The 23211-nt window shown below is 46.0% G+C and carries 22 protein-coding genes; 13 read left to right on the forward strand and 9 right to left on the reverse strand.

What is annotated here, in order from left to right; genetic code table 11:
* Window positions 1-36: 36 nt before the first annotated feature.
* From KOD92_RS09565 to KOD92_RS09585, 5 genes are all read left to right on the forward strand, one after another.
* Complete coding sequence (locus tag KOD92_RS09565) at window positions 37-1551, forward strand: HsdM family class I SAM-dependent methyltransferase (RefSeq protein ID WP_215233313.1); 1515 nt, start codon at window positions 37-39, stop codon at window positions 1549-1551.
* 35 nt (window positions 1552-1586) lie between these two features.
* Window positions 1587-1826: a hypothetical protein gene (locus tag KOD92_RS09570; protein ID WP_215233314.1), complete on the forward strand. Its 240-nt coding sequence runs from the start codon at window positions 1587-1589 to the stop codon at window positions 1824-1826.
* 10 nt (window positions 1827-1836) lie between these two features.
* Window positions 1837-3090: an MFS transporter gene (locus KOD92_RS09575; protein WP_215233315.1), complete on the forward strand. Its 1254-nt coding sequence runs from the start codon at window positions 1837-1839 to the stop codon at window positions 3088-3090.
* 321 nt (window positions 3091-3411) lie between these two features.
* Entirely contained in the window at window positions 3412-4176 is a 765-nt protein-coding gene (locus tag KOD92_RS09580) for a ParA family protein (protein ID WP_215233316.1), read from the forward strand.
* Between the two features lie 5 nt (window positions 4177-4181).
* The gene (locus tag KOD92_RS09585) at window positions 4182-4478 is read left to right on the forward strand and encodes a hypothetical protein (RefSeq protein ID WP_215233317.1); all 297 of its coding nucleotides are present in this window, start codon (window positions 4182-4184) and stop codon (window positions 4476-4478) included.
* 58 nt (window positions 4479-4536) lie between these two features.
* Here the strand turns inward: KOD92_RS09585 and KOD92_RS09590 are convergent, their stop codons facing one another.
* Window positions 4537-6336 (reverse strand): M64 family metallopeptidase, encoded by a 1800-nt coding sequence (locus tag KOD92_RS09590; protein WP_215233318.1) that lies wholly within the window; start codon window positions 6334-6336, stop codon window positions 4537-4539.
* Window positions 6333-6836, reverse strand: coding sequence for a hypothetical protein (locus tag KOD92_RS09595; RefSeq protein WP_215233319.1), 504 nt, complete (start codon window positions 6834-6836; stop codon window positions 6333-6335). The genes KOD92_RS09590 and KOD92_RS09595 overlap by 4 nt, the downstream gene beginning before the upstream one ends.
* 249 nt (window positions 6837-7085) lie before the next feature.
* Here KOD92_RS09595 and KOD92_RS09600 point away from each other — a divergent pair, with 249 nt between their 5' ends.
* Window positions 7086-9080 carry a heavy metal translocating P-type ATPase gene (locus KOD92_RS09600; RefSeq protein ID WP_215233320.1) on the forward strand — a complete coding sequence of 665 codons (1995 nt, stop codon included), beginning with the start codon at window positions 7086-7088 and terminating at the stop codon, window positions 9078-9080.
* Between the two features lie 22 nt (window positions 9081-9102).
* Here the strand turns inward: KOD92_RS09600 and KOD92_RS09605 are convergent, their stop codons facing one another.
* Window positions 9103-9381 carry a hypothetical protein gene (locus KOD92_RS09605; protein ID WP_215233321.1) on the reverse strand — a complete coding sequence of 93 codons (279 nt, stop codon included), beginning with the start codon at window positions 9379-9381 and terminating at the stop codon, window positions 9103-9105.
* Between the two features lie 116 nt (window positions 9382-9497).
* Between KOD92_RS09605 and KOD92_RS09610 the strand changes: the two genes are divergently transcribed.
* A complete protein-coding gene (locus KOD92_RS09610) occupies window positions 9498-9881 on the forward strand; it encodes a helix-turn-helix transcriptional regulator (protein ID WP_215233322.1) in 384 nt (127 codons plus the stop codon).
* Here KOD92_RS09610 and KOD92_RS09615 read toward each other — a convergent pair.
* Both KOD92_RS09615 and pdxR read right to left on the reverse strand, forming a co-directional pair.
* Window positions 9852-11066 carry an MFS transporter gene (locus tag KOD92_RS09615; protein ID WP_215233323.1) on the reverse strand — a complete coding sequence of 405 codons (1215 nt, stop codon included), beginning with the start codon at window positions 11064-11066 and terminating at the stop codon, window positions 9852-9854. The genes KOD92_RS09610 and KOD92_RS09615 overlap by 30 nt on opposite strands.
* Before the next feature lie 25 nt (window positions 11067-11091).
* The gene (pdxR, locus tag KOD92_RS09620) at window positions 11092-12552 is read right to left on the reverse strand and encodes a MocR-like pyridoxine biosynthesis transcription factor PdxR (RefSeq protein WP_215233324.1); all 1461 of its coding nucleotides are present in this window, start codon (window positions 12550-12552) and stop codon (window positions 11092-11094) included.
* Between the two features lie 78 nt (window positions 12553-12630).
* On the opposite strand from pdxR, the gene KOD92_RS09625 reads away from it, so the two are divergent.
* The gene (locus tag KOD92_RS09625) at window positions 12631-13260 is read left to right on the forward strand and encodes a pyridoxamine 5'-phosphate oxidase family protein (protein ID WP_215233325.1); all 630 of its coding nucleotides are present in this window, start codon (window positions 12631-12633) and stop codon (window positions 13258-13260) included.
* A gap of 78 nt (window positions 13261-13338) precedes the next feature.
* Window positions 13339-13572, forward strand: coding sequence for a hypothetical protein (locus KOD92_RS09630; protein ID WP_229254609.1), 234 nt, complete (start codon window positions 13339-13341; stop codon window positions 13570-13572).
* A 55-nt stretch (window positions 13573-13627) separates the two neighbouring features.
* Here KOD92_RS09630 and KOD92_RS09635 read toward each other — a convergent pair whose 3' ends face one another.
* Window positions 13628-17671, reverse strand: a complete 4044-nt coding sequence (locus tag KOD92_RS09635; protein WP_215233326.1) for an FG-GAP-like repeat-containing protein — start codon at window positions 17669-17671, stop codon at window positions 13628-13630.
* A gap of 197 nt (window positions 17672-17868) precedes the next feature.
* Here KOD92_RS09635 and KOD92_RS09640 point away from each other — a divergent pair, with 197 nt between their 5' ends.
* Window positions 17869-18135, forward strand: a complete 267-nt coding sequence (locus tag KOD92_RS09640; RefSeq protein WP_215233327.1) for a hypothetical protein — start codon at window positions 17869-17871, stop codon at window positions 18133-18135.
* On the opposite strand, the gene KOD92_RS09645 is transcribed toward KOD92_RS09640, so the two are convergent.
* Both KOD92_RS09645 and KOD92_RS09650 read right to left on the reverse strand, forming a co-directional pair.
* Complete coding sequence (locus KOD92_RS09645; RefSeq protein ID WP_215233328.1) at window positions 18132-18407, reverse strand: hypothetical protein; 276 nt, start codon at window positions 18405-18407, stop codon at window positions 18132-18134. The two genes, KOD92_RS09640 and KOD92_RS09645, sit on opposite strands and share 4 nt — an antisense overlap.
* 88 nt (window positions 18408-18495) lie before the next feature.
* Entirely contained in the window at window positions 18496-19335 is an 840-nt protein-coding gene (locus tag KOD92_RS09650; protein ID WP_215233329.1) for a sulfurtransferase, read from the reverse strand.
* A 162-nt stretch (window positions 19336-19497) separates the two neighbouring features.
* On the opposite strand from KOD92_RS09650, the gene KOD92_RS09655 reads away from it, so the two are divergent.
* Entirely contained in the window at window positions 19498-20298 is an 801-nt protein-coding gene (locus KOD92_RS09655) for a GNAT family N-acetyltransferase (RefSeq protein WP_215233330.1), read from the forward strand.
* On the opposite strand, the gene KOD92_RS09660 is transcribed toward KOD92_RS09655, so the two are convergent.
* Window positions 20299-21045 carry a thioredoxin family protein gene (locus KOD92_RS09660; protein ID WP_215233331.1) on the reverse strand — a complete coding sequence of 249 codons (747 nt, stop codon included), beginning with the start codon at window positions 21043-21045 and terminating at the stop codon, window positions 20299-20301.
* A gap of 137 nt (window positions 21046-21182) precedes the next feature.
* Between KOD92_RS09660 and KOD92_RS09665 the strand changes: the two genes are divergently transcribed.
* Together KOD92_RS09665 and KOD92_RS09670 are read left to right on the forward strand one after the other, a co-directional pair.
* Window positions 21183-22439 (forward strand): putative DNA modification/repair radical SAM protein, encoded by a 1257-nt coding sequence (locus KOD92_RS09665; protein WP_215233332.1) that lies wholly within the window; start codon window positions 21183-21185, stop codon window positions 22437-22439.
* Entirely contained in the window at window positions 22439-23209 is a 771-nt protein-coding gene (locus KOD92_RS09670) for a TIGR03915 family putative DNA repair protein (protein ID WP_215233333.1), read from the forward strand. Before KOD92_RS09665 ends, KOD92_RS09670 begins: the two co-directional genes overlap by 1 nt.
* Window positions 23210-23211: the final 2 nt, after the last annotated feature.

Here is a 23211-nt window from a genome sequence, read left to right on the forward strand (position 1 = left end):
GCTTTCGTGCATTGAAAACCGGGCTCCTATCGCAGAATGGCATCACAAACACGCTCTTATGAAAAGAAAAAGCTACTTGGGCAAATCTACACGCCGCTTCATATAGTCGAAAAAATCCTGCGCCTCTGCGGTTTTTACAATACCGATTTTTCCAACAAAAAAATACTCGATCCCGCTTGCGGTGACGGACGTTTTCTGGTTCCGGTCGTTGAATTTCTGATTAAAAACGTTCCTCCCGCACAGTTGCCGGGGCTACTTCAAAATGTGCATGGCTGGGATATTGATCCGCTGGCTATTGCGAAGTGCCGCGCAAACCTGGATCAGCTCGTGGCGCCGCTTGGACTTACTGTGAAGTGGAAACTGCGTAAATGCGATGCGCTCTTTCAGCGGAACAATGCGACAAAATTTGACCTGATTATTGGAAATCCGCCCTATATCCGGATCCAGCATTTACCCGAAAAACAGCGACAATTCATTCGCCAGGAATACACATTCTGCCGGTCGGGTTCTACCGATGCTTACGTGGCATTTTTTGAACTCGCCAGTGTTTTATTAACTAAAAATGGAGTTTGCGGGTTTATTACACCCAATTCCTTCTTCATTTCTGAAACGGGAAAATTGCTCCGCTCCTATTTCGAGCAGAATCAAAATCTCAGACACATTACCAATTACGGTAAAATTCCGGTATTTGAAAATGCTTCCACCTACTCTGCTGTCACGGTTTTTGGAAACAAAAAGGAGCTACATTTTACATTTGAACAATGCATTGATAAGCAATTCAACTGCCAGTCGAGGGATTTTTATTTTACGGAACTGAGCAGCCCCTGGAAGCTTTCCGTGCCTGAATCACAACTGATCGAGGGGACGAGATTGGGGGACATTTGCAGGATTTCAGTTGGGATAACAACGCTTGCTGACAGGTATTATCTGTTCCAGATTCTGGAAGAGAGCGACGGGATTTGCTTTGCTAAAAATAAAAACGGTGATCTCGTTTATCTGGAAACCGGGCTGCTGAAACCGGTCATAAAGGGTTCCAAACTTAAATCTCCGGCGGATCCGGTGGCCGAATATATCCTTTTTCCATACCAGAAAAGTGAGGCTGGAAAGCATCAGATCATTCCGGAAAAGGAGCTGGAACACAGATACCCGAAAACATATTCGTATTTTCTTAAAGTAAAACCTGCGCTCGATCGTCGTGATAATGGGAAGGTTAATCCTGTCGCCTGGTACGCATTCGGGCGGTCGCAGGGGCTGGATAGTTCTTTTGGCAAAAAAATCATTTTTTCGCCGATGAACCGGGAGCCGAATTTCGTGTTGTATGAAAACCCGGAAGTGACGGTGTATTCCGGTTATTTTATCAAATATGATGGTGACATCTCAGCGCTTTTGGAGCAGCTTAACTCGGCAAGAATGGCAGATTTCATCTCTGTCGCCGGCCGGGATTTTCAGGGAGGTTATAAGGGTTACAATAAGAAAGTGATCGAGAATTATATCATAACCAATATACCCGAAGCAACTCCGCAGCTGATTACAGACAAGCCGCTTTCCTAAGTCAATGCGAATGCACAATTGTCAACTCAATAGCTATGAATGAAGAAAAGTTTACACAGGAATTTGTCCTGATTTTCAGGACTAACATCAACAGCAAGAGGCACGTAAGATCCATTTCACACTTGCTCGACGGACAGACCGAAATATTAAAATGGAATATTGACCTGTCGGATATCGACAAAGTATTGCGCATAGAGGCCCGGCAGCCCGATTGCAGGCCGGTGATCGCACTTGTGCAGCAGGCCGGTTATGCGTGCGAGGAATTAACAGACTAAACCAAGATATATGTCAGAACAAAAGACTGGTGCATTCACCGGTTACGAAAAATTTATTATTGCCCTGCTGGCAATCCTGCAATTCACAGTCGTGCTGGATTTCATGGTACTCTCGCCGCTGGGTTACATTTTACTCGACAAGCTTTCGATCAGTACGAGCCAGTTTGGGCTGGTTGTTTCAGCTTACGCATTCAGTGCCGGAGCGGCCGGGCTGCTCACTGCGGGTTTTGCCGACAAATTTGACCGCAAAAAATTACTGCTCTTCTTTTATACCGGCTTTGTGATCGGCACATTTTTGTGCGGCATCGCACCTACCTACCATTTTCCATTATTTGCGCGGATCTTCACGGGGCTATTCGGAGGCGTGATCGGTTCTATTGGTTTCGCGATTATCACTGATCTTTTCCCGATCCAGGTCCGCGGCCGCGTGATGGGATTTGTTCAAATGGCGTTTGCGAGCAGTCAGGTACTTGGCATTCCGATCGGACTTTACCTCGCGAAAGAATTCAGCTGGCACGCGCCGTTTCTGATGATCGTCGGTGTGAGCATTATAGTTGGTATTCTGATCGTCGCTTATATGAAGCCGATCAATGCCCATTTGAAATTCCAGTCGCAGGGCAATGCATTCCAGCATTTGGGCAGGACGATTTCCAAGCCGCAGTATCTGCAAGGTTTCGCGGCGACGACGATGCTCGCAACCGGCGGCTTTATGTTAATGCCTTTTGGAACTGCTTATGGTGTGAACAACCTGGGGATCCAGGAAGCACAATTACCAACTTTATATATGGTAACCGGACTTTGTATGCTTGCATTCAGTCCGCTCATCGGGAAGCTAAGCGACAAAGTCGGCAAGTATCAGGTGTTCCTTTGGGGCTCGGTAATTGCCTGTGTAATGACGTTGATCTATTGCAATCTCAGTGTAACCCCGCTTTGGATTATTATCATATTGAACATTTTGCTATTCGTAGGTATTACTGCCAGAATGATCTCAGCTTCTGCATTAATGAGCGCCGTTCCCGAACCTCACGACCGCGGCGCATTCATGGGAATTAACTCTTCGGTACAGCAGATATCCGGTGGAATCGCTTCTCTGATCGCAGGCTATATTGTTTCCGAAACTGCGACAGGTTACCTGGAAAACTATCCATTGCTCGGAAACGTGGTCGTGGTTGCTATTATAATAACCGGATTCTTAATGTATCGTATCCACAAGTACGTTACTCACAAAACAGCTCAGGTAATTGAACCAAAAGCTGTGATCTAGAATTCCTGACCAGATCGACGGTTCGAAAATTCAGAACACAAGTATTATGTCAGCCCGCTCATTCAAAATGGCGGGCTTTTTTATTTCGCAATACAACATATCAAACGGCTTGAATTCAGATAGTTACAGAAGATGAATGAAATTCTTCAAAAATAAATCTTTTTATACTAATTATTCTTTTAAAAAGATTTATACATTTACGGCAGATAAAAACTTATGAGACTTTTTATTTGGAAGGAATAGTGGTAAAAATATTTTCTGTTTATTTACATATCAGACTTGGAATATACAGATAACATTTTATACTAATAATACTTTTAAATGAAAATCATCAGTATTGTCAACAACAAAGGTGGTGTAGGAAAAACTACTTCCGCTCAAAGCATTGCTGCCGGTCTCAGCAAATTTGCAAATGCGAGAGTGCTCGTCATTGACCTTGATGCGCAAGCCAGTTTGACCAAAAGCTTCGGAATTACACACGCAGGCTTGAAGAAAGACAGTGGCGCGTTCATCACCGGAGAATATGAATTTGACGAGATTGTAAAGCGTGTTGGGGATATTGATGTTTTGCCGGGATCGGCCGAAATGATACACAGGGAAGAAACGATCAGGTCGGCTCCTGTTTTTCCTTTTAACCTGAAAATTGCACTGGAAAAAGTAAAGGATCTGTACGATTTTGTGATCATCGACTGTCCGCCTGCGCTTTACGGAAATACAAGACTTGCGCTGGTTTCGTGCCACCAATATTATGTTCCGTTGCAGGCCGAATTTTTAAGTTATGAAGGTTTGAGAAACTTTCTGGTTTACTCGGCAGAGATCAAGAAAATTAGTCCAAGCACCAACCTGGGCGGCGTATTTGCGACACGCTATAACCCGAAGATCAGGAAAAAGATCAGCCACGAACTGATCAATGCAACGAGGGATCAACTTGGTGAAGTATTTATGGATTCGTACATTCGCGATAACATCGCACTGTCGGAAGCTCAGGCAAACGGCATGACCATATTCGATTACGCTCCCGCCAGCAACGGAGCCGAAGATTATTATAAGCTAACTAAAGAAATACTGGAACGAATTAATAACTGACACTTATGGCAAAAGATAGGAAATTTGAGTTTGCGCCACTTCCATTGGTAAATGATATTCAGGAAGAGCCAAACCAACCCGAAGAGGTGATTGCGGGCGCGCCAACCAAAGTAACATTTGATTGTGATTACATTTTAATGGAAAACATGAAAGATTATGGATACTGGGAAGGGCTTACCCAAAAAGATATCATCCTTGAATCTTTGAAGCTGTATTTCCAGGATAAAGAGATCCGTCCCCGCCCCGACAAGATCCGCAACCGGACGAAAGTCGGAAGGAAACCTAAATCACTTGCAGATTAAAGCAAAAAGTCTCCACACCGGAGACTTTTTGCATTCAGTGCCCGCGTCACTGCAACGGCTATTTAATGAGCAATTTTCCTGAAATCTCTTTCCTCGCATTCCTGAGTCGGTACACGTACATTCCCGCCGCAACGTTTAGCTTAATTTCCGTTTTGGAACTGAATACCTTGGTACGGACTTTCTTTCCAGCAATATCGTAAATTTTCAGTTCCGATTCACCCGCAAGGCTGGTCACGACTTCTATGTGATCGCTGGCGGGATTAGGCGAGACGCGCACCCATTCCTTCGGATCCCCGTTCACAGCCAGAATTGGCTCCACCAAAACCGTCGTGCTTGCTGTGTCGCTGCATCCAAACTGGTCGGTGACATTGACAATATAGGTACCACCCTGCGAAACCTTTGCATCCGGAATAGTCACTTTCGCCTCCGCGGAAGCGAAATTACCCGGCCCCGACCAGGCGTAGTTAGTCCCACCCGCAGCATTTAATTCAATAGCCGCACCTTCGAAATACGGTCCGGTATTGCTGGCATTCGCGTCAGGTAAGGGCAATATTGTAATAGTTGCCGTGGCCAACCGCCCGGTTGCCAGACAGGTGGCAGTGTAGATTGTGGACGTCTTTGGCCCTATTTCAATGCTATTTCCACTCCCACCGGTTGACCAGCTGATCTCTCCGTTACAACCTGAAGCCGTCAACATAGTCGAACCGCCAGCACAGAGGGTGTCGGTTAAAGTCGTTATTTTAAACACAGCAGGCGAATTGGATTGTACCCGCCACTCGATCGTTCTTACCCGCGATATTTGCAACGTTTCCGACCTGCTTAAATGCGTGGAGTCGAATACCGTGGCGGTCAGCCTGCCCACACCGGCAATATCCTCTGGTGTCAATACGATTTCGTTTTGAGTATTATCGAGCACTTGACCATCCAGCTTCCATTGTATGTACATAGAATTCGGCTCCGGTTTCAGCAAATCAAATTTGAAAGTAGCTGGTTCTTTCACGAGAAAAGTCGCACTCGTATCGGGCTGAATGTTGCTGGTCGGATCTACGATAGCCAGTATCCTTTCCGTAGTCGCTTCCCTGCAAACGACACAAAATTCCTGATTCAGATATTCCATCAGACACTTTCCATTTGCGGGTTTATGCCACCTGGCTGCCTCGCTGTCGCTTCCATGTTTGTAAACGCCTATTCCTTCCGAGTCGAGCCAGTTTTTCCATTTCACTTCTGCCGGGTTGGAAACCTCCGTCATATTAGCTGCCTCCCAGCCGTACTGCGGGCCGGCCCAGTATTCATCATTTAACGAAGTAAATGTGTGCCCAATCTCGTGTGCGCCGATGGTATTGGCGCTTTCGTTCAGGGTATGTACCGCAATGGAGCCGCCTGACCCGCCGTAATAGGTTGTATTGATAAGTACGACAATCAGATCGTAGGTCGGGAGATTGGCTGCGAGCACATTGTATGCAGCAGTAAAATTAATCGTGACCAGCCTATGGATCGTCGAGCCAAAAGTGCCGCTATAATACGTTTTCTTCGTTCCGACAGGCTGATCAGGATAAGTATCCGGCGCGGTTCCCGGGTTACTCACCCCGCTTTCTTCGGAAGGAGTCGGGATAGCGAAAAAATTGAAATACGACTTATACCTGTTGTAAGGCTGATATTCCAGTAAAAAATCGGCGAACTTCTTCGCTTCCGTTCTGAATTTTGGCATTTCGGCCTCTGTAAACCCATCGCCCAGAATGACTACATTAATCCTGCTGTCCAGCGGACCGGATTTGTATAAAGTGTCGACCGGAAACTCCTGAGCAAATGCCCGGGCTGCGCATAAAATGAAACATAGTGCGGTAGAGATTCTCTTCATTGTTTTAGTTTAAGGGTGTATATTTTAATCTTTCCTCTTTCTGGCGTAACGCTGTAAATATCCAGTTTCTCAATATTGTGATCCGCCTGCATCCGCATCGTGAATGCTCCCTCCTTTTGATAGTTTTTTTTCCGGGTAATAACACCAGACGGATCGTGAACTTCAACCTCCTGGAACAGCGGGTGCTGATAAACCATCGCCGTTTCAAGCGCACTCACGCTATACCTAGGCACAACTTCAATTTTATAAGGCGACTCCACCGGCGCGCGAAACGGTTTTAATTTCCCGTTTCCAGCCACCGCACTGACCAGCTCCACTTCCTCCTGCCCACCCTTTTTACCAAAATTCACCCTGAATTGCAGGAACAGAATCTGTTCGGCAACGGTCGCATCAAACCGCAATACATCATTTAAGTCAAGTGCGGACTGGCGCGGCGTGCAGCTTCCTAAATGCATGAATAGTAAACAAAAAGTAATGTAAGTGAATAGTCTAAAATTCATGAAAAGGGATAAAATGGGGCATTGGTAAAATTAAATCTTTAAGCGGCAAAAACATATAGCTACTACTGCCGGTGGTGCCAGAATTCTATACCGTTAAATAACTCACGCACAAACCGGAAAATTTTGACGCGTATTTGGTTGGAGTTCAGTCTAAAAACATTGCAACAATAGTGCAATTGATTGATTTACAGCACCTGAAACCCTGTTGCACGGTTATCAGGCCTATCTTTGCAACGTAATTCAACGACAATGAAAGTTCAGGAAACCAATCCCACTCACCACGATACCGACCACTGCTGCTCTGGCCACGACGACCACAAGCAGAAGGCAGCAAACAATCATAACCACGACCATGATCACGATCACGACCATGATCACGGGGATAGTGGTGAAGCAAGCATTTTGAAAACCCGGTGGATGCTCTGGCTGAGCCTGCTGATCCTGCTGACCACACTTGCAATTACGTTTATTTTCAAGATGGAAATAGACCGGACAGTCGAGATCGCTCTGATGCTCGCGGCCTATTTATTAGCCGGTAACAAAACGATTGCAATCGCCTTTCGTCGGATAGCACGCGGTGATTTTTTCAATGAATTTACATTAATGACGATTGCAACACTGGGCGCATTCTATATCGGCGAATTCAGCGAGGGCGTTGCGGTCATGATATTTTATGAAATTGGCGAATTGTTCCAGGATATCGCGGTAAGCAGATCCAAAAACTCGATCAAAGCATTGCTCGATATTCGCCCAGACACGGTTACCGTAATCCGCGATCATCAGAACAGCCTCGTAAGTCCTCATAATGTGGCGATTGGCGAAATAATTTTGGTAAAAGCGGGTGAAAAAGTTGCGCTCGACGGAAAGCTCAGTTCAGAATCGGGCACATTCAATACAGCCGCGTTAACCGGCGAGCCGCGGCCGGATGTGATCTCAAAAGGCAACACGGTACTGGCAGGGATGATCAATACCGAGCAAGCTGTGGAGGTTACAGTGACTACTTTGTTTAAAGATTCAAAACTGTCCCGCATCCTGGAAATGGTACAGGAAGCCACTGCCAGAAAAGCACCGACACAATTACTTATCAGCAGGTTGGCAAAAATATATACGCCGATCGTTTTCTTGCTATCCGTACTGATCATTCTACTGCCCTACTTTTTTGTAAACAATTACGATTTCGATCAGTGGCTTTACCGGGGTATGGTTTTCCTTGTTATCGCTTGTCCCTGTGCGCTTACAATCTCCATTCCGCTGGGTTATTTCGGTGGAATTGGCCTGGCTTCGCGAAATGGTATTTTGGTGAAAGGCGCTAATTTTCTGGATGTTATCACAAAAATCGATACGGTCGTTTCTGACAAAACGGGTACACTTACCAAAGGAGTTTTTGCAGTTCAGCACGTGGAAACAACGCTTGATAAACAGGAATTTATTCAGCTGGCGGCTTCTCTCGAAAACTATTCCACCCACCCGGTCGCCAAAGCTGTTGTCAGTTATGCAAATGCTGCGGAGCTTCAAAAACCGCTGGAAGTCAGGGAAATAGCCGGACATGGATTGGCCGGGATCGTAGGTACGAAAAAGGTTTTGGCAGGAAATTTAAAACTACTTGATAAATACCTGATCCAATATCCCGCAAACCTTACGGATATCCCTGAAACGATCGTCGCAGTCGCTGTTGACGGCGCTTATGCAGGCCATTTCCTGATTGCCGATCAAATTAAAGATGACGCCGCACAAGCTGTGGCTGACCTGAAATCGCTTGGTATCGAGACGATAATGCTTTCAGGAGACAAAACCGCGGTGGTGTCGCACATTGCCCAAACACTCCAAATCGCACAAAGTTATGGCGACTTACTCCCCGAAGACAAGGTCGCGATCGTGCAAAAACTGAAAGACCAGGGCAAGCGAATTGCCTTTGTTGGCGACGGTGTAAACGACGCGCCTGTGATTGCACTGGCGGATGCAGGTATCGCAATGGGCGCACTCGGCTCCGATGCGGCTATTGAAACAGCCGATATCGTGATCCAGAATGACCAACCGTCGAAAATCGTATCTGCGATCCGCGCCGGCAAAGTAACCAAAAGCGTCGTTTACCAGAATATTTCGCTGGCAATGGGTGTAAAAGTGGCAGTAATGCTACTAGGCGCCGGCGGAATCGCCACACTCTGGGAAGCGGTTTTCGCCGACGTCGGTGTCGCTTTGCTCGCGATCCTCAATGCATTCAGGATCCAGGGCAAAAAAATCTAAAACCCAAACTACCTCTCACCTGCTAAACAATTGGTACTGAGCGGATACCTGCCACCTTTTCGAGCGCAATAGTAACCCGCTCGATCCGGTCCACATTTCCGCGACTGCTGTCTGATACAGCTTGCGCAACGGAAGTAAGGTAATCCCCGCCTAGCTTGGTGTTAAAAAACGGATCCCGGGCAGCGAGGACACCCCGCCAGTTCTTCCCGACAATGTTTCTGGATCTTACGAACCTCACCAAAAGACGCTCTTTGATGGACAATCCACCCTGTTCGGAAACTCGTGCTTGCAGCTCCTCCATTTGATGTAATGTTGTGTGTGTTAATTTTGTATTTTGCGTAATACGATAATTGCTATATACAAAAGTATAACATTATCGATACAAAGTCAAGAAATCATATAAGTTTAGCGAAAATAATGTCGGTAACAGGCGATAGAATTAGGAAATACCGGGAATTGATGGGATGGAACCAGGACGAGTTGGCCGAAAAAATTGACAGACGCGGCAAGCAGACTATCTCGCACTGGGAAACTGGTAAGAGTGACCCGTCTTTAAAGGAAACCATCAAACTCGCAGAAGTTTTTAACGCGACCGTCGCCCAGCTTGTGGGTGAAGCACCGATGTTTGAAGAGCCGAGGGAGAACTATGTGATGGTCAAAAAAGATGATCTCATCGAACTGCAAAGAAAGGCGCTTGAAATGGAAGAAGAGCGGATCAAAGATCTGAAAGAGCAGCTCGACAAAGCGCTCGGGCAGGCTGAATCCGGCGAATCAACCGACCCTGGCTTCCCTGAGGAATAAAACCCGGAAACCGAAAGCGCAACACACACTAACGACTATCAGCCCCGCCCACAGCGGCTGATAGCCCCATTGCGCGGCCACAATACCGCCGGTTGCAGGACCTACGATTTGCGCAACCGCCTGAGCCACAGAGTAAGCAGCAGAATACTTGCCCCGGTTGCTATCCATTGCCCTATTCATTACAAAAGTAGTTATGTAGGGAATTGCGAGCATTTCACCGATTGTGAAAAGCAGTACTGCAAAGCCGGCAAGTACAATTGGCAAAACAAACGGGACTACAAGCGCAAGGAAAGAAAGGGCACTGAAAACCACGCCCGCTACGATATATACGGAATCAGGCCACCGGTCCCGCAAATTCTGAATGAGCACCATTTCAAATAGTGCGATGATCAACCCATTCATTCCCAGCAGCATACCGATAGTTGCCTCGCCAATATGCATTTCCTCTTTCCAATATACAGGGACCAGCCTGAACAGGATTGAGAAGCAGACCATATAAAGTGTGACCATTGTCAAAAACCTCAGAAAAAATCCGTCTTTCCATGGCGATTTTCCCATGTATTCGTCAACCTCATCCTTCTGTCGTTCCCGGTTGACCTTCGCTTTGGGTAAAAGAATGACTATCAGTATCCCGGCTATCATATATACAGCACCGTCAACCCAAAACAGGAGATGATAATTGATCGCGGCCAGTATTCCTCCAACCGACGTTCCGAAACCAAATCCAACGTTAGTCGCGAGCCGGTTCAAAGCATATGAACGCGTAAGGTTTGCAGTCGTCGAATAGGCTGCAATGGCTGTACTATTTGCCGGTTTAAATGCTTCTACAAAAAAACTTAATACGATTACGAGTCCGCAAAGAGCTGTAAAGTCGGTCACTAAACTGAACAGAATAAAAAATACGCCGCTCATAATGAGGCTGATAACCTGCACCTGACGGAATCCCCATTTATCCGTGAAATATCCACCCGCCATTGCGCCCACCACCGACCCAACTCCAAATAGTGTGATGATCAATCCAGCATCGGCGACACTTCGGTGAAGATTTTGAGTAACATACATACTCATAAAAGGTACGGCCATATAACCGCAGCGGTTCACGAGAATCACAATGCTGAGTAGCCAGGTTTCCCTGCTCAGCCCGGTGAATGCAATACGATAGCTCTGTAAAATCCCGTTGGGCATTTGTCATGAATTAAGGCTGCAAATCTCACAACAATTTCTTGATGATCGCAACACTTTCTTCCAGTTCATTCAAATCCGATGAAGCAAATCCAAGTCTGATCGCATTATTCCGCATTTCTATCTCACTGGTCGCACCAGAAAAGTACAGATCTTCCCGCAGCGCTCGCGAGGCGAGGTGCGTCAGATTAATAGTTGTGTCAAATCGAGTCCACACTGCCATACCTCCATCCGGCACTTCAAAATTGACCGAATCTCCAAGCTGAGATTTTAAAAGGTCGCAAAAGTGATCACGTCGCTGCTTGTAAACCCGCATTGACTTTCGCAGATGCCGCTGAATGACACCGGTTTGCAGTAACTCGGCAATTGCATTTTCGAGCATCTGGTCCCCCTGCCGGTCGATGATCCGGCGCAAAAGTGCCAGTTCGGTAATCACATCTTCCGGCCCCACCAGGTACCCGACTCGGAAAGCTGGCGATATCGTTTTGGTAAAAGAACCGCAATACAGCACCATCTGATGCGAATCCGCCCCCGCCAGCGGGAGCAGCGGCTTGCTGAGGTAGTGAAAATCATAGTCATAATCGTCTTCGAAAACAGCGAATTTATATTTGGCCGCCAGCTGCAACAAGGCAATACGCCTGTCGGCACGAAGTGCAACTGTGGTTGGATAATGATGGTGTGAAGTCACATAAACCATTCTTACCGGCTTTTGCTCGCACAATCTTTCTAATGCTGACACATCCATTCCATATTCATCGACCGGGATTTCTGTCACAGTTGCACCTGCATGCACAAAATTCATTGTTGCGCTAAACCACCCCGGTGAATCGACCGCAACATGATCGCCGGGTTTAATAAGTAGTGTACTTACCAAATGCACTCCCATAATTACACCCCTCGTAATCAAGATGTTATCCGTAGTAGTCGTCAATCCGCGGGTCTCATTCAAATGGGAGGAAAGCTCCTGGCGCAGCCAGGCAGAACCCTTCGTTTCACCATATCCCAACCGTGAATATGCATTGCCCTGCAACAATTGGCTTCGGTAAGCCCTCGCCAGCTCGGCTCTCGGCGCGAGCCTGGGATCAGGAAATCCATCGTCGAGATGAAGTCGGTTGACTGGTTTTAAAACAGGTCGATTTAAATGGGAAAGCTTTTCGAATGTAAATCCGGCTTCTTTTTGGGATTTTGGTAAAACTGTTGAACGCGTTCCGCCAGACGCAGGCTGCATAGTAGGTAAATGCTTTGTAACAAATGTACCACGGCCGGTGTGACTTTCGAGCCAGCCTTGCGCCAGGAGCTCATCATAAGCCTGCACAACTGTCCGACGATGCACTTTCAAATTTGCTGCAAGCTCCCTGGTGCTGAGCAGCTTATGTCCCGGCTGTAACGTACCTGCCCTCACCAATGCAACCAACTGATTCGCAATTTGCAAATAGACCGCTCCTTTTCCGGATTTCTCAATGGTGATCAGGGAAGATAAAACACGCATAATTGGACTATCATAAGTTTATAAATCGGATCATTTATATCGTCCAATTAGGTGAGATTTTTGGAGAAAAAAAATGTCATGAAAAATATACCTCCCCATCTTATTCCGAGCCGGCTTCCTAAAAGAGCGCATTACGATTACGAAACGATCTACTCCATTTTGGACGAAGCGCTTTTTTGCACAATCAGCTTTGTCGTGGACGATCGTCCATTCGCAATTCCCACGGCTTTTGTGCGGTACGAGGACAAAATTTACATTCACGGATCCGTCGGAAGCCATTTCATCCGGGAAATCGAAAAAGGTATTCCGGTATGTATTTCCGTCATGTTGACCGACGCTTTGGTCGTCGCTAAATCTGCATTTAGTCACTCAGTGAATTACAGGTCCGTCACGATATTTTCGAATGCTGAAAAGATCGAAGACTTTGAAACGAAGGCTGCTGCTTTTGAGTGGCTTACAAACAAAATTGTCCCGAATCGCTGGTCATATTTGCGACCAATGAAGAAAAACGAAGTATTAAAGACAACCGCGCTTGCATTTTCTATTGAAGAGGCTTCGGCAAAGGTCAGAAGCGGAATGCCAAAAGATGAAGAAGAAGATCTGGAACTTCCCATCTGGTCGGGGTTGATACCGATTCCTGTGCAGCGGCTACAAGCAATTCCTGATGATACAAGTAAAGACATTCAACTTCCTGCACATCTACAATAGTGCATGCAACCTTCTGGGTGAACCTGACATCTATTCGACAAAAATGAGATGCCGGATTTAAGTCAAATGTTGCACGCCATGACAGGAAAGGAAATTTTTGATCGTTATCAACTGATTGCCTTGGCAAAAGGACTTGGTTCGCAGGAATTCCACTACGGTAACATATTGTACCAGGCGCTGCGGATAGAAGGAGAAGAAAGACTTTTTGAAATGCTGGAGCTGGCTGAGAATACCGGAAAACGAATCGCACTGTCCTATTCCGCGTCGCCGGACGACAATCAATACGAACCTGATACTGCGGTTTTAATTTAAATGAAGAATGCTGCATTCCGTGTCGAATGCAGCATTCTTCATTTTTCGAACCGCCTTATCTTTTCACCGCAATCCGGTGCGTACTCTGCGAGCCATCGGTATATTTTAGGATCAGTATGTAAACACCCGGACTGAATCCGCTCACGTCAATTTCACTTTCTGCATTATTTGACTTGTATAGCGACCGTCCTAAGTTCGAAACAATTTGAACGTTCGCCACTTTACTCTTGTCAAGCTCGGTAATTAGCAGTCTATCTGACACGGGATTAGGATAAATTATAACCTTTACTCCCAACCCTTCTACTGACGTTGCTTTTCTTGAAACGGTTTCCTGCATTCGCTCGTCAGGTACGGGCGCGGTACCGTTTCCAGTTAAGTAAGAAGGCAGGTAACGCCACGGACCATACGTCTGACCAGTAAGCGCCAATACAGGATCATATTTTACCCTGACCCGCACCTTCGTAGCCGGTCCTTGTTTCGGGATAACATTCTTCAACTCCGTACCCATCAGTCCCAGATTCGCATAAATGTTCTGCGAGCCGGAGGATTGTGTGCTATTCGTAATTACATTATTCGCTCCCTTTGAAAACCCCTGCCCAGCCGCCTTCGTTTCCCAAACCAGCTTGCCTTTATTACTGCCTAGGAAGGATTTTGAATATAATCCAGCACCAAAGTTGTTTTGAGCGAATTGGGTTTGGTTGATTGGGGAAAGCAAATTACTGTTGTACAATTGTACTGTATTTTTTATATTGACACCCTTGTTCCCGTAAAATATAAAGGCTGAACCCTCATCGTTCTGACCGTGATCGTATATTTCGGCTCCAACAATAAGATCTCCGTAGCCGTCACCATTTAAATCCCCAGCAGCCGATACCGACGAACCAAGCTGCGCCGATTCTTGATTACTTTCATAAATCTTCAAGGTATTGATATTGATTCCAAATTTTGAGCCGAGGTATACAGCGAAAGCTCCTTCCCTCTGTTGGCCTTTTTCCCAATAGAAAGCCCCTATAACCACATCACTATATCCGTCGCCGTTGATGTCTCCTGCACTTCCCACATCGTTGCCCATTTCTGCACCTTGAAGATCGCTTTCTAGAATAGAGGCAGGATTCTCCTCAATCCCAATCGGTGAGCCATGAAATATAAATGCAGCTCCCTCGGCAATCTGCCCATTTCTGTAACTGCTGCTCCCAATAATGATATCGTCAAAACCGTCTGCATTCACGTCTCCGGCACTTGATACTGAACATCCAAATTTTATATTCTGGCTAGTTTCTAATTTTTTTGAAAGATTAAGTGCAATTCCGGATTTAGATCCATAGTAAATGAAGGTGGCACCCAGGCCATTTCCGTTATTATACCATGGACTCCCAATTAAGACATCGTCGAAACCGTCACCATTTACGTCACCGGCATTCGAGACCGCCTTTCCTAGCCACGCATCTTCGACATTACTTTCCACGATGGTTTTAACAGAACTTTTAATTCCTGCCTGAGAACCCAAATAAATAAACGCCGCTCCTTCACCAACTTGGAGATCGCTGTAATTTTCAACACCAACTATAATATCTGAAAAGCCATCACCATTAATATCACCTGCTTTCGACACCGAACCTCCCATCAGACCATTTACCTGGTTGCTCTCCAAAGTAAGTTTCGATGCTTGTTGTACGCCGACTAGTGATCCAAAATAAATGAATGCGGCTCCTTCATGATCTTCTACATTGGAATAATAAATCGAACCTATTAAAATGTCGTCGAATCCATCGCCATTAACGTCTCCAGCGCTTGAAACAGAATACCCGAACAAGGCATCTTCGTTATCACCTTCCAACATCTGGGCTGGAGTATTTTTAATTCCTGCGGCAGATCCGTGGTAGATTAAAACAATACCTTCATCCGTCTGCCCATTATCATAGGCAGCTGCTGCAACCATTAAATCGCTATAACCATCGCCATTGATATCACCCGCACCCGCGACAGCACTACCCATATATGATTTAATCTGGTTAGACTCGAGGTTTGTCAATGGCCAATCAAGCAATTCACTAACCCCACCCAACCAAATAAACGCCCCACCTTCATCAGTTTGCCCATTATCGTAAGAACTCGCCCCAACTATCACATCACTATATCCATCCCCATTCACATCCCCTGCGCTGGCGACATTGCTGCCAAATTGCGCCCCAGCTTGATTACTTTCCAGCGTTGAAATTGCAGTTGCCGAAATGCCGGTTTGGCTGCCTGGATAAACAAACGCAGCCCCTTCGTTACTTTGACCATTATCGTAGTACATCGCCCCGACGATCACATCGGCATATCCGTCGCCATTCACATCTCCAGCGCTAGCTACTGAATAGCCGAACTGGGCTTCTGCCTGGTTTGATTCAAGCGTCGTTGCAGCAACAATGTTGATACCCTGCGCGGAACCATAATGCACAAAAGCCGCCCCTTCATTGGTTTGGCCTTTGTCGTACATGTTCGCACCAATGATGATGTCACTGTAACCGTCGCCATTCACATCGCCCGCAGTCGCTGCCGTGTGGCCCAGATATGCTGTTGCCTGGTTGCTTTCCAAAGTAGTAGCCGCATTTGCAGGATTGATACCCAGCGCGGAGCCGTGATAGACGAAGACAGCACCTTCATCTGTCTGGCCTTTGTCGTAAAGTCTGGCACCAACCAGGATATCGCTGTAACCATCCCCGTTCACGTCGCCGGCACCAGAGGCGCAAAAGCCCATCATCGCTTCGGCCTGATTGGCTTCAATGATCATAGGGTTATTCGTATTTAGTCCTGCTGCTGAACCGTGATAAAGGAAAACGACCCCTTCATTGGTCTGCCCTTTGTCATAAGCCCGCGCACAGACCAGCACATCGCTGTAACCGTCCCCGTTCACATCACCGGCCAAGCCGACGGTATTGCCCATATTGGCCTCAGCCTGATTACTTTCCAATACCAGCGACGCAACTTTGCTGATTCCCTGCGCAGACCCGTAATAGACAAATGCTGCACCCTCATTGGTCTGGCCTTTATCGTACATATGCGCGCCGACGATGATATCGCTGAAACCATCCTTATTGATATCTCCTGCCGAGGAAGCGAAGGCGCCGAAACGTGCTTCTTTCTGATCAGATTCGAGCATCACACCACCGGCCATATTGATACCAGCCGAATTGCCATAATAAACAAAAACTGCCCCTTCGTCAATTTGCCCGTTATCATATTTGGAAGCGCCCACGAGCACATCGCTGTATCCGTCCCCATTCACATCACCCGCGCTGGACACTACCCCGCCCATCCATGCCTGGTTCTGATTCGCTTCCGGGACTTTGATCGCATTGCCCGGATTTCCATTCGATATGATCGGATCAATCGTGACAGGATAAGTTGCGCCGCGGACATCGACATTGATCTCAATATCACCTTCGCTCAGTGCCAGGGTCGCCTGAAGAGGCTCGCCGGATGCGTCCCAGCATTTCAGGCCGCTGTAAACCAACTCGTCGTTTGTCCCTTTTTCACTATAAAAAGCAAGTGTATTGTTACCAATTTCTCTGGCTTTGAAACCCTTCAATTGCAGTTTAACAGACAAATCATCCGTCCCTGATGGCGCTTTTTCAATGATAAAATTCTGGCGGATACCTTCCGGACTATTGATGTACTGCTCGGTAAACGTACTGTGCCTGATCTCAGCGGTGTTGTTTTTGTTTTCGACAATGGTTTCTGGATCAATAAGATCGATTCGCTTGTTGTCTGCATAAATCCCTCGATTAACCAGCTTGAATTCGAAGTTGTGGCCCGCGGAATCCTTTCGGTTACGGACTGTGAGCACACCCGGTTCGTAGAATGCACGGAGATTATGTTCCCGGTTGGGACTTTGATACCGGCCGCTCTGTGTGTCGAAGGTAATATGGTATTCGCGTTGACTAATGCTTTTTTCAATGTCCGCAGGGACAGATTTGCCAATCGAAACAGCCGTAGTATCACTTTGAATGACAGTAGCGGCTGCTTCATTCTCGCCATCTTGGAAAATATACCCCAGACCTGCGAAAGTCAAGGTAATCATCAATACCAAGATAAGATAGTAGGTGTGTTTCATAAGCCAGACCAGTAAAGTGAATGAAGAGGTTTGTCAATTATTATTGAGACAAATCTTAATCATTACAGTGGATACCGGTCGAATGGATTATTCAACGGCAGCGAAATGTGCAAGTTGCCGTGTTCAGTTATTTAACGTAACGATCTAAACCGTTGGCTTGGTTTTTTGGGAAACCAGAGAAACATGATTTCAAAAAAATGGCAGCAGACAATCAGAAGGAGAAAGAACTTAGAGAGCAAATACTGTCTAAGCGTCAGCAAATAGAATTTGACAGAAATAATCTGGAAGCAGAACAGGAATTATCCCCAGAAAACCGGGAAATTCCTGACGTGGCGGAAGAGGCAAAGAACTTTGACGATTCTACTGAGAATGTAGTAGATACCGCCGATTTAAAAGCATTGAAGTCAGCGGAAAACGAGCTGAACGACCTCTTGAAACAACTGGAAGACCTAAGAAAGACCTAAATAGAACAAACTTCCTTTTCGAGGGCCTGCTTGGTTTCAACCAACTGAGACACTACATCATTCCATTTCCCCTGATCGGGAATAAACGGGTCGTAATTGACCGGCAGACGCCCGACTACATTAAATGACTGGCCTGATTTCAGCCTGATCCTCGAAACCAGTCCCAGAAAATTAAACACATCCAATATCTTGTGTGCAGTGGCGTATGTGTAAGAATTTGTGGTGCAAAAGACCAATGATCCGTCTTTATAGTGGCACTCGATATTTTTCATAGCTAACATTAAAATTGGGTTAAAGCCAGTGACAAAATATCGTACCACAACCGGTCTACTGTTGAAAGACCGGGACATAAATTTCCACTTAATTGTTTCCAATCGCAATCGGTTTATCATTTCGCGACCATTCACTCCACGATCCTACGTAAAGTGCGGCACCCTCGAAACCTGCTTCGTTGAGCGCAAGTAATGTGTGACAGGCAGTTACGCCTGATCCGCAATGCACCACCACCTGTTCAGGCGTGCGGCCGGCCAATGCAGCCTGGTATTTAGAGGTAAGTTCTTCCTTCGTCAAAAACTCACCGTTTTCGTTCAAATTAGAAGTATAAGGTATATTGACCGCGCCCGGAATGTGACCAGCTACTAAGTCAATCGGCTCACTTTCACCTGCATAGCGGTAATGCTCCCGCACATCGATCACCATTAATTCCGGGTCCGTGGAAATTTCTGAAACACGGGATATGTCGGCCAGCGGCCAGCGCCAGCTATTTGCGGGATACTGCTTCAACTGTGGTTTTGCAGGAATCTCCGATGTAATTGGAATGCCGGCCTTTATAATGGCGTCAAGTCCGCCGCTTACAACGTACACTTTTTCGTGTCCGATCGCTTTGAGCATCCACCAAAACCGGGAGGCTGCATTTGCTCCGTTTTTATCATCATAAACCACAACGGTGCTTTCGGGCGAAATGCCTGCGCTGCCCAAAAGCTGCCCGAAATCCTGTGGCTCGGGCAGAGGATGTCTTCCACCATTTGCCGCATTATCCGTTTTGTCAGACAGTTGCGTTTCCAGATCCAGAAAAAGCGCATTTTCAAGATGGCCGGCCTGATATCGCTGGAATGCATCCGGCCCGCCTCTTGCGTCAATCAGCACCAATTCGCCCTGGGAAAGCAATTTTTTAAGATCTTCGGCTACAATGATATTCATATAGAAGTCTGGTTTTAGATTTAGTAAAGAAAGTGACTTTTCGGGAAAAGTGAGAATTCGCGAGCGGTATCCAACCGAATACTTTTTATCATTATGTTTGGCATTCGGGGACGCGCTGAGGGAATCGGCAATATATTCCGGCAATTTTTGAATAAAATACAAATGACTATAAGCACTTTTCAGGAAGCTGATCTTGTCCAGCTGCCAGCATTGCAACCTCCCGACTGGGGAGATCTGATTCCCAGGTTCCGGTTTTTTATCAGATCAGACTTTTGCTCTCCTATTAAGATTTCTGAAAATGGGCAATTAATGGCGATTGGAACGAATATGTACCATACCAATTCGGTGTGGCTCGCCTGCATTGTTGTACATCCTGCGCACCGGAATAAGGGCTTAGGAAAAATCATCACCCAGGAACTGATCAAACAGATAGACCGTCGAAGGTTTCCTAGTATCTACCTCGATGCCACTGAGTTTGGCTACCCGGTTTATAGAAAATTAGGATTTGAAATCGAAAACTGTTATTCGCATTTTACCCGCGAAGATGCGTTGCCGCCCCATACCATCTCACCGCAAATCGTGCCGTTCGAAGCGCAATTCCGAACACAGGTATACAAGATCGACAGCGAGATCAGTGGAGAAAACCGGGCGGGTATCCTCGATGATTTTCTGAATTCTTCAATGCTATATGTTACTGATGATATTGTATTGGGTTATTATATTCCCAATTGGGGCGACGCGCCTGTTATCGCGATCGACGATCAGGCAGGTATTGAGCTGATGAAATTGAGATTTCAGACGCAGGATAAAGCAATATTACCGCAGGAAAACTCGCTGGCAATCCAGTTTTTAATTCAAAATAATTTTGCCGAATACCGCTTTTCAAGAAGAATGTTTTTGGGGTTGAAAAAAGAATGGATGCCGGAAAAAATATTCAACCGAGTCAGCGGGTCGCTGGGATAACTATCTCAATACCAACTCGCTGATCCTGGAAAATTCCGTATGCGGTGCCATTGCTTTTACAATACCCTTTTTGTCAACTAATATAAAAAACGGCGTTTCGCTGATCTTGTACCTGTGGTTGAAACCATATGATTCGGGAACCGGGATAAAACCGCAATTGCGCTTCGGGATCGCTTCCATGCATTCTTCCCTCGTGTTCAAGGTAGTCCCGAGTGAAACGATATCAATGCCTCTCTTCTTATTCTCTTCAATGAAGTTAGAAATGACCTTGGTACTGGCCAGCGTATAAAGCGGTTTTTCATATTTTACCCAAAACCCCAACAGGATATACTTGCCGCGCAGCTTGTCCGAATTGTATTCTTTTCCGTCCAAACCTTCCATTATAAATGAAGAAAGCGGCTCCCCTACTTCCGGCATAAGATCCGGATTATTCATCACAGAACCGTCTGACTGTACGTCAACCTGATTTCTTTTAATCACTTCAAAAGAAGACGCTTTTCCATATTTATCGAAAACGGGCAGTGTTTTATACAGTCCCGGATTCCGCTTCAATTTCTCATCATACTCGGCATAACTCAGCCTTTTACCTGTCGCGCGATCAATAATGACCGATTCGCGGTTCATCACGAATTGCTGGCTCACCTTGCCATTATAACGGGTAACCTTCGGCTCCTCCTGTGCCGAACAAACCGTACTGTTGAATACCAGGAAAAGAAGAAGATAAAAATTGACCTGCTTACTGCACATGCAAATAAAAAGAAAATATTATGATTTTAAAAATATCAAAAGCTTGATATTGTCAGAATCATTGCCGAAATTTATACTTCTATAACTGCCGAACCCGCCACAATATTTCAGGCAAAATTAACTTTATTGGAGATTTTATGTACGAGAGGATCCGTGAGAAATTGGGAATATTGGCAGATGCAGCGAAATATGACGTTTCGTGTTCGTCCAGCGGAAGTAATAGGAAAAATGAAAATAAAGGCTTGGGAGATGCCGAAGGAACCGGGATTTGCCACACTTATACGGAGGACGGGCGCTGCGTTTCACTTCTGAAAGTACTCCTGACCAATCACTGCATCTTTGATTGTGCGTTTTGCGTATCGAGACGGAGCAACGATATCAAGCGAGCCGCATTTAGTGTTGAAGAAGTAGTCGAACTGACGATCAATTTCTATCGACGCAACTATATAGAGGGACTTTTCCTGAGTTCCGGCATTTTTAAGAATGCAGATTATACGATGGAAAGGCTGGTCCGGATCGTGAAAAAGTTGCGTACCGAAGAGCGCTTTAATGGATATATCCATTTGAAAACGATCCCCGGCGCGAGTGAGGAATTGCTGAAAGAGGCTGGCATGTACGCCGACCGGATGAGCATCAATCTGGAAATGCCGACCGAAGCCGGATTAAAAATTCTGGCTCCCGAGAAATCGCACGAAGAAGTCAAAAAGCCGCTTGGCTTTATTCAGAAAAGCATTACCCAGTTTTCGGATGAAAAAGCGCTGATCAAGCATGTTCCCAAGTTTGTTCCGGCCGGTCAAAGCACGCAGATTGTAATCGGTGCGACGCCGGATACCGACAAGGAAATTATGCATACCGCTAATGCATTCTATAAGAATTTCTCGCTGAAACGGGTCTATTATTCGGGCTATATCCCGATCAGCAATGATAGCCGCCTGCCTGTAATTGGCTCACAACCACCATTGATCCGCGAAAACCGGCTTTATCAGGCCGACTGGCTGATGCGTTTTTATGGATTCAATGTGCAGGAAATACTAAATGACGCCCATCCTAATTTGGACGTAGATGTAGACCCGAAGTTAAGCTGGGCGCTGCGGCATTTAGAGCAGTTTCCAGTCGATGTGAATACGGCTGATTATCGGATGATACTGCGGGTACCTGGAATTGGTGTGACTTCTGCATTGAAGATCGTACAGGCGAGGAAATTTGGCAGGCTATATAAAGATCATTTGAAAAAAATTGGAATTTCCTTCAACAAGGCGCGCCATTTTATCAGGTACGGAGATAGCCCGATGCAGTTGAAAGAATATGAAGCGGGACATATTAAGGGTATCATTTTGGCTGAAAGTCATAGCAAATACCAAAAGAATCCGCACAACCAGCTTTCGCTTTTCTGATGGAAACCTTTGTATTCGATGGGACGCTGGAAGGTTTGCTTACGGCCGTGTTTTATTGTTACCAGAAAAAGAGCGAAAAGGTGAAAGTCGTGAGCTCTGCACACTTTCATCCGGATGTATTTCACCAGCATTTCACGGTGGTAAGTGAGGACGATAAGGCGAAACGGGTTTGGGCAGGATTGCGCAAAAAGTTGGATCCCGGCTGGATGTTGAATATATATAAAGCCTTCCTCTCTGAGCAGCCGCAAGCTTTTCAGCATTTGCTGGATTTTGCAAGATATATCATTGATCACGAGCAAGGAGCGGAGACAAATTTTGGGAATTCTGATGTGCTCGCGATTTCCCAGTTAGAGCACAAAGTGCATCGCGAAAAGCACAGAATGGAAGCATTTATACGGTTTCAGAAAACGGGTGATGATATTTTCTATGCGCATATCGAACCGGATTTCAATGTCCTGCCGCTGTTGATCAAACATTTCAAAAACAGGTATGCCGATCAGAAATGGATTATTTATGATCTGAAAAGAAAATACGGGCTGTTTTATGATCTTGAAAAAGTGGAGGAAATCGTGTTTGACTTTACAGAGGAAATGTCACCAAGCCTCAATGCGTTGCCCGCGAGATTATTAGATGAAAAAGAAGAACTGTATACGATTCTATGGAAAGATTATTTCAAAAATGTCAACATTCCGGCACGGAAGAATATGAAGTTGCATATTCGTCACGTGCCGAAACGATATTGGAAATATTTGTCTGAAAAGCAGGGCTAACC

It is taken from the genome of Dyadobacter linearis (assembly GCF_907165045.1).
GTDB lineage: Bacteria > Bacteroidota > Bacteroidia > Cytophagales > Spirosomataceae > Dyadobacter > Dyadobacter linearis.

Bases quoted from the DNA above. Each gene is read 5' to 3' on its own strand.
- KOD92_RS09615 (WP_215233323.1), bottom strand. From the start codon at position 11,066: ATGCCCAACGGGATTTTACAGAGCTATCGTATTGCATTCACCGGGCTG.
- pdxR (WP_215233324.1), bottom strand. From the start codon at position 12,552: ATGCGTGTTTTATCTTCCCTGATCACCATTGAGAAATCCGGAAAAGGA.
- KOD92_RS09575 (WP_215233315.1), top strand. From the start codon at position 1,837: ATGTCAGAACAAAAGACTGGTGCATTCACCGGTTACGAAAAATTTATT.
- KOD92_RS09590 (WP_215233318.1), bottom strand. From the start codon at position 6,336: ATGAAGAGAATCTCTACCGCACTATGTTTCATTTTATGCGCAGCCCGG.
- KOD92_RS09630 (WP_229254609.1), top strand. From the start codon at position 13,339: ATGACAGGAAAGGAAATTTTTGATCGTTATCAACTGATTGCCTTGGCA.
- KOD92_RS09645 (WP_215233328.1), bottom strand. From the start codon at position 18,407: ATGAAAAATATCGAGTGCCACTATAAAGACGGATCATTGGTCTTTTGC.
- KOD92_RS09595 (WP_215233319.1), bottom strand. From the start codon at position 6,836: ATGAATTTTAGACTATTCACTTACATTACTTTTTGTTTACTATTCATG.
- KOD92_RS09565 (WP_215233313.1), top strand. From the start codon at position 37: ATGGCATCACAAACACGCTCTTATGAAAAGAAAAAGCTACTTGGGCAA.
- KOD92_RS09635 (WP_215233326.1), bottom strand. From the start codon at position 17,671: ATGAAACACACCTACTATCTTATCTTGGTATTGATGATTACCTTGACT.
- KOD92_RS09605 (WP_215233321.1), bottom strand. From the start codon at position 9,381: ATGGAGGAGCTGCAAGCACGAGTTTCCGAACAGGGTGGATTGTCCATC.
- KOD92_RS09580 (WP_215233316.1), top strand. From the start codon at position 3,412: ATGAAAATCATCAGTATTGTCAACAACAAAGGTGGTGTAGGAAAAACT.
- KOD92_RS09570 (WP_215233314.1), top strand. From the start codon at position 1,587: ATGAATGAAGAAAAGTTTACACAGGAATTTGTCCTGATTTTCAGGACT.
- KOD92_RS09610 (WP_215233322.1), top strand. From the start codon at position 9,498: ATGTCGGTAACAGGCGATAGAATTAGGAAATACCGGGAATTGATGGGA.
- KOD92_RS09600 (WP_215233320.1), top strand. From the start codon at position 7,086: ATGAAAGTTCAGGAAACCAATCCCACTCACCACGATACCGACCACTGC.
- KOD92_RS09650 (WP_215233329.1), bottom strand. From the start codon at position 19,335: ATGAATATCATTGTAGCCGAAGATCTTAAAAAATTGCTTTCCCAGGGC.
- KOD92_RS09655 (WP_215233330.1), top strand. From the start codon at position 19,498: ATGACTATAAGCACTTTTCAGGAAGCTGATCTTGTCCAGCTGCCAGCA.
- KOD92_RS09670 (WP_215233333.1), top strand. From the start codon at position 22,439: ATGGAAACCTTTGTATTCGATGGGACGCTGGAAGGTTTGCTTACGGCC.
- KOD92_RS09585 (WP_215233317.1), top strand. From the start codon at position 4,182: ATGGCAAAAGATAGGAAATTTGAGTTTGCGCCACTTCCATTGGTAAAT.
- KOD92_RS09660 (WP_215233331.1), bottom strand. From the start codon at position 21,045: ATGTGCAGTAAGCAGGTCAATTTTTATCTTCTTCTTTTCCTGGTATTC.
- KOD92_RS09665 (WP_215233332.1), top strand. From the start codon at position 21,183: ATGTACGAGAGGATCCGTGAGAAATTGGGAATATTGGCAGATGCAGCG.
- KOD92_RS09625 (WP_215233325.1), top strand. From the start codon at position 12,631: ATGAAAAATATACCTCCCCATCTTATTCCGAGCCGGCTTCCTAAAAGA.
- KOD92_RS09640 (WP_215233327.1), top strand. From the start codon at position 17,869: ATGGCAGCAGACAATCAGAAGGAGAAAGAACTTAGAGAGCAAATACTG.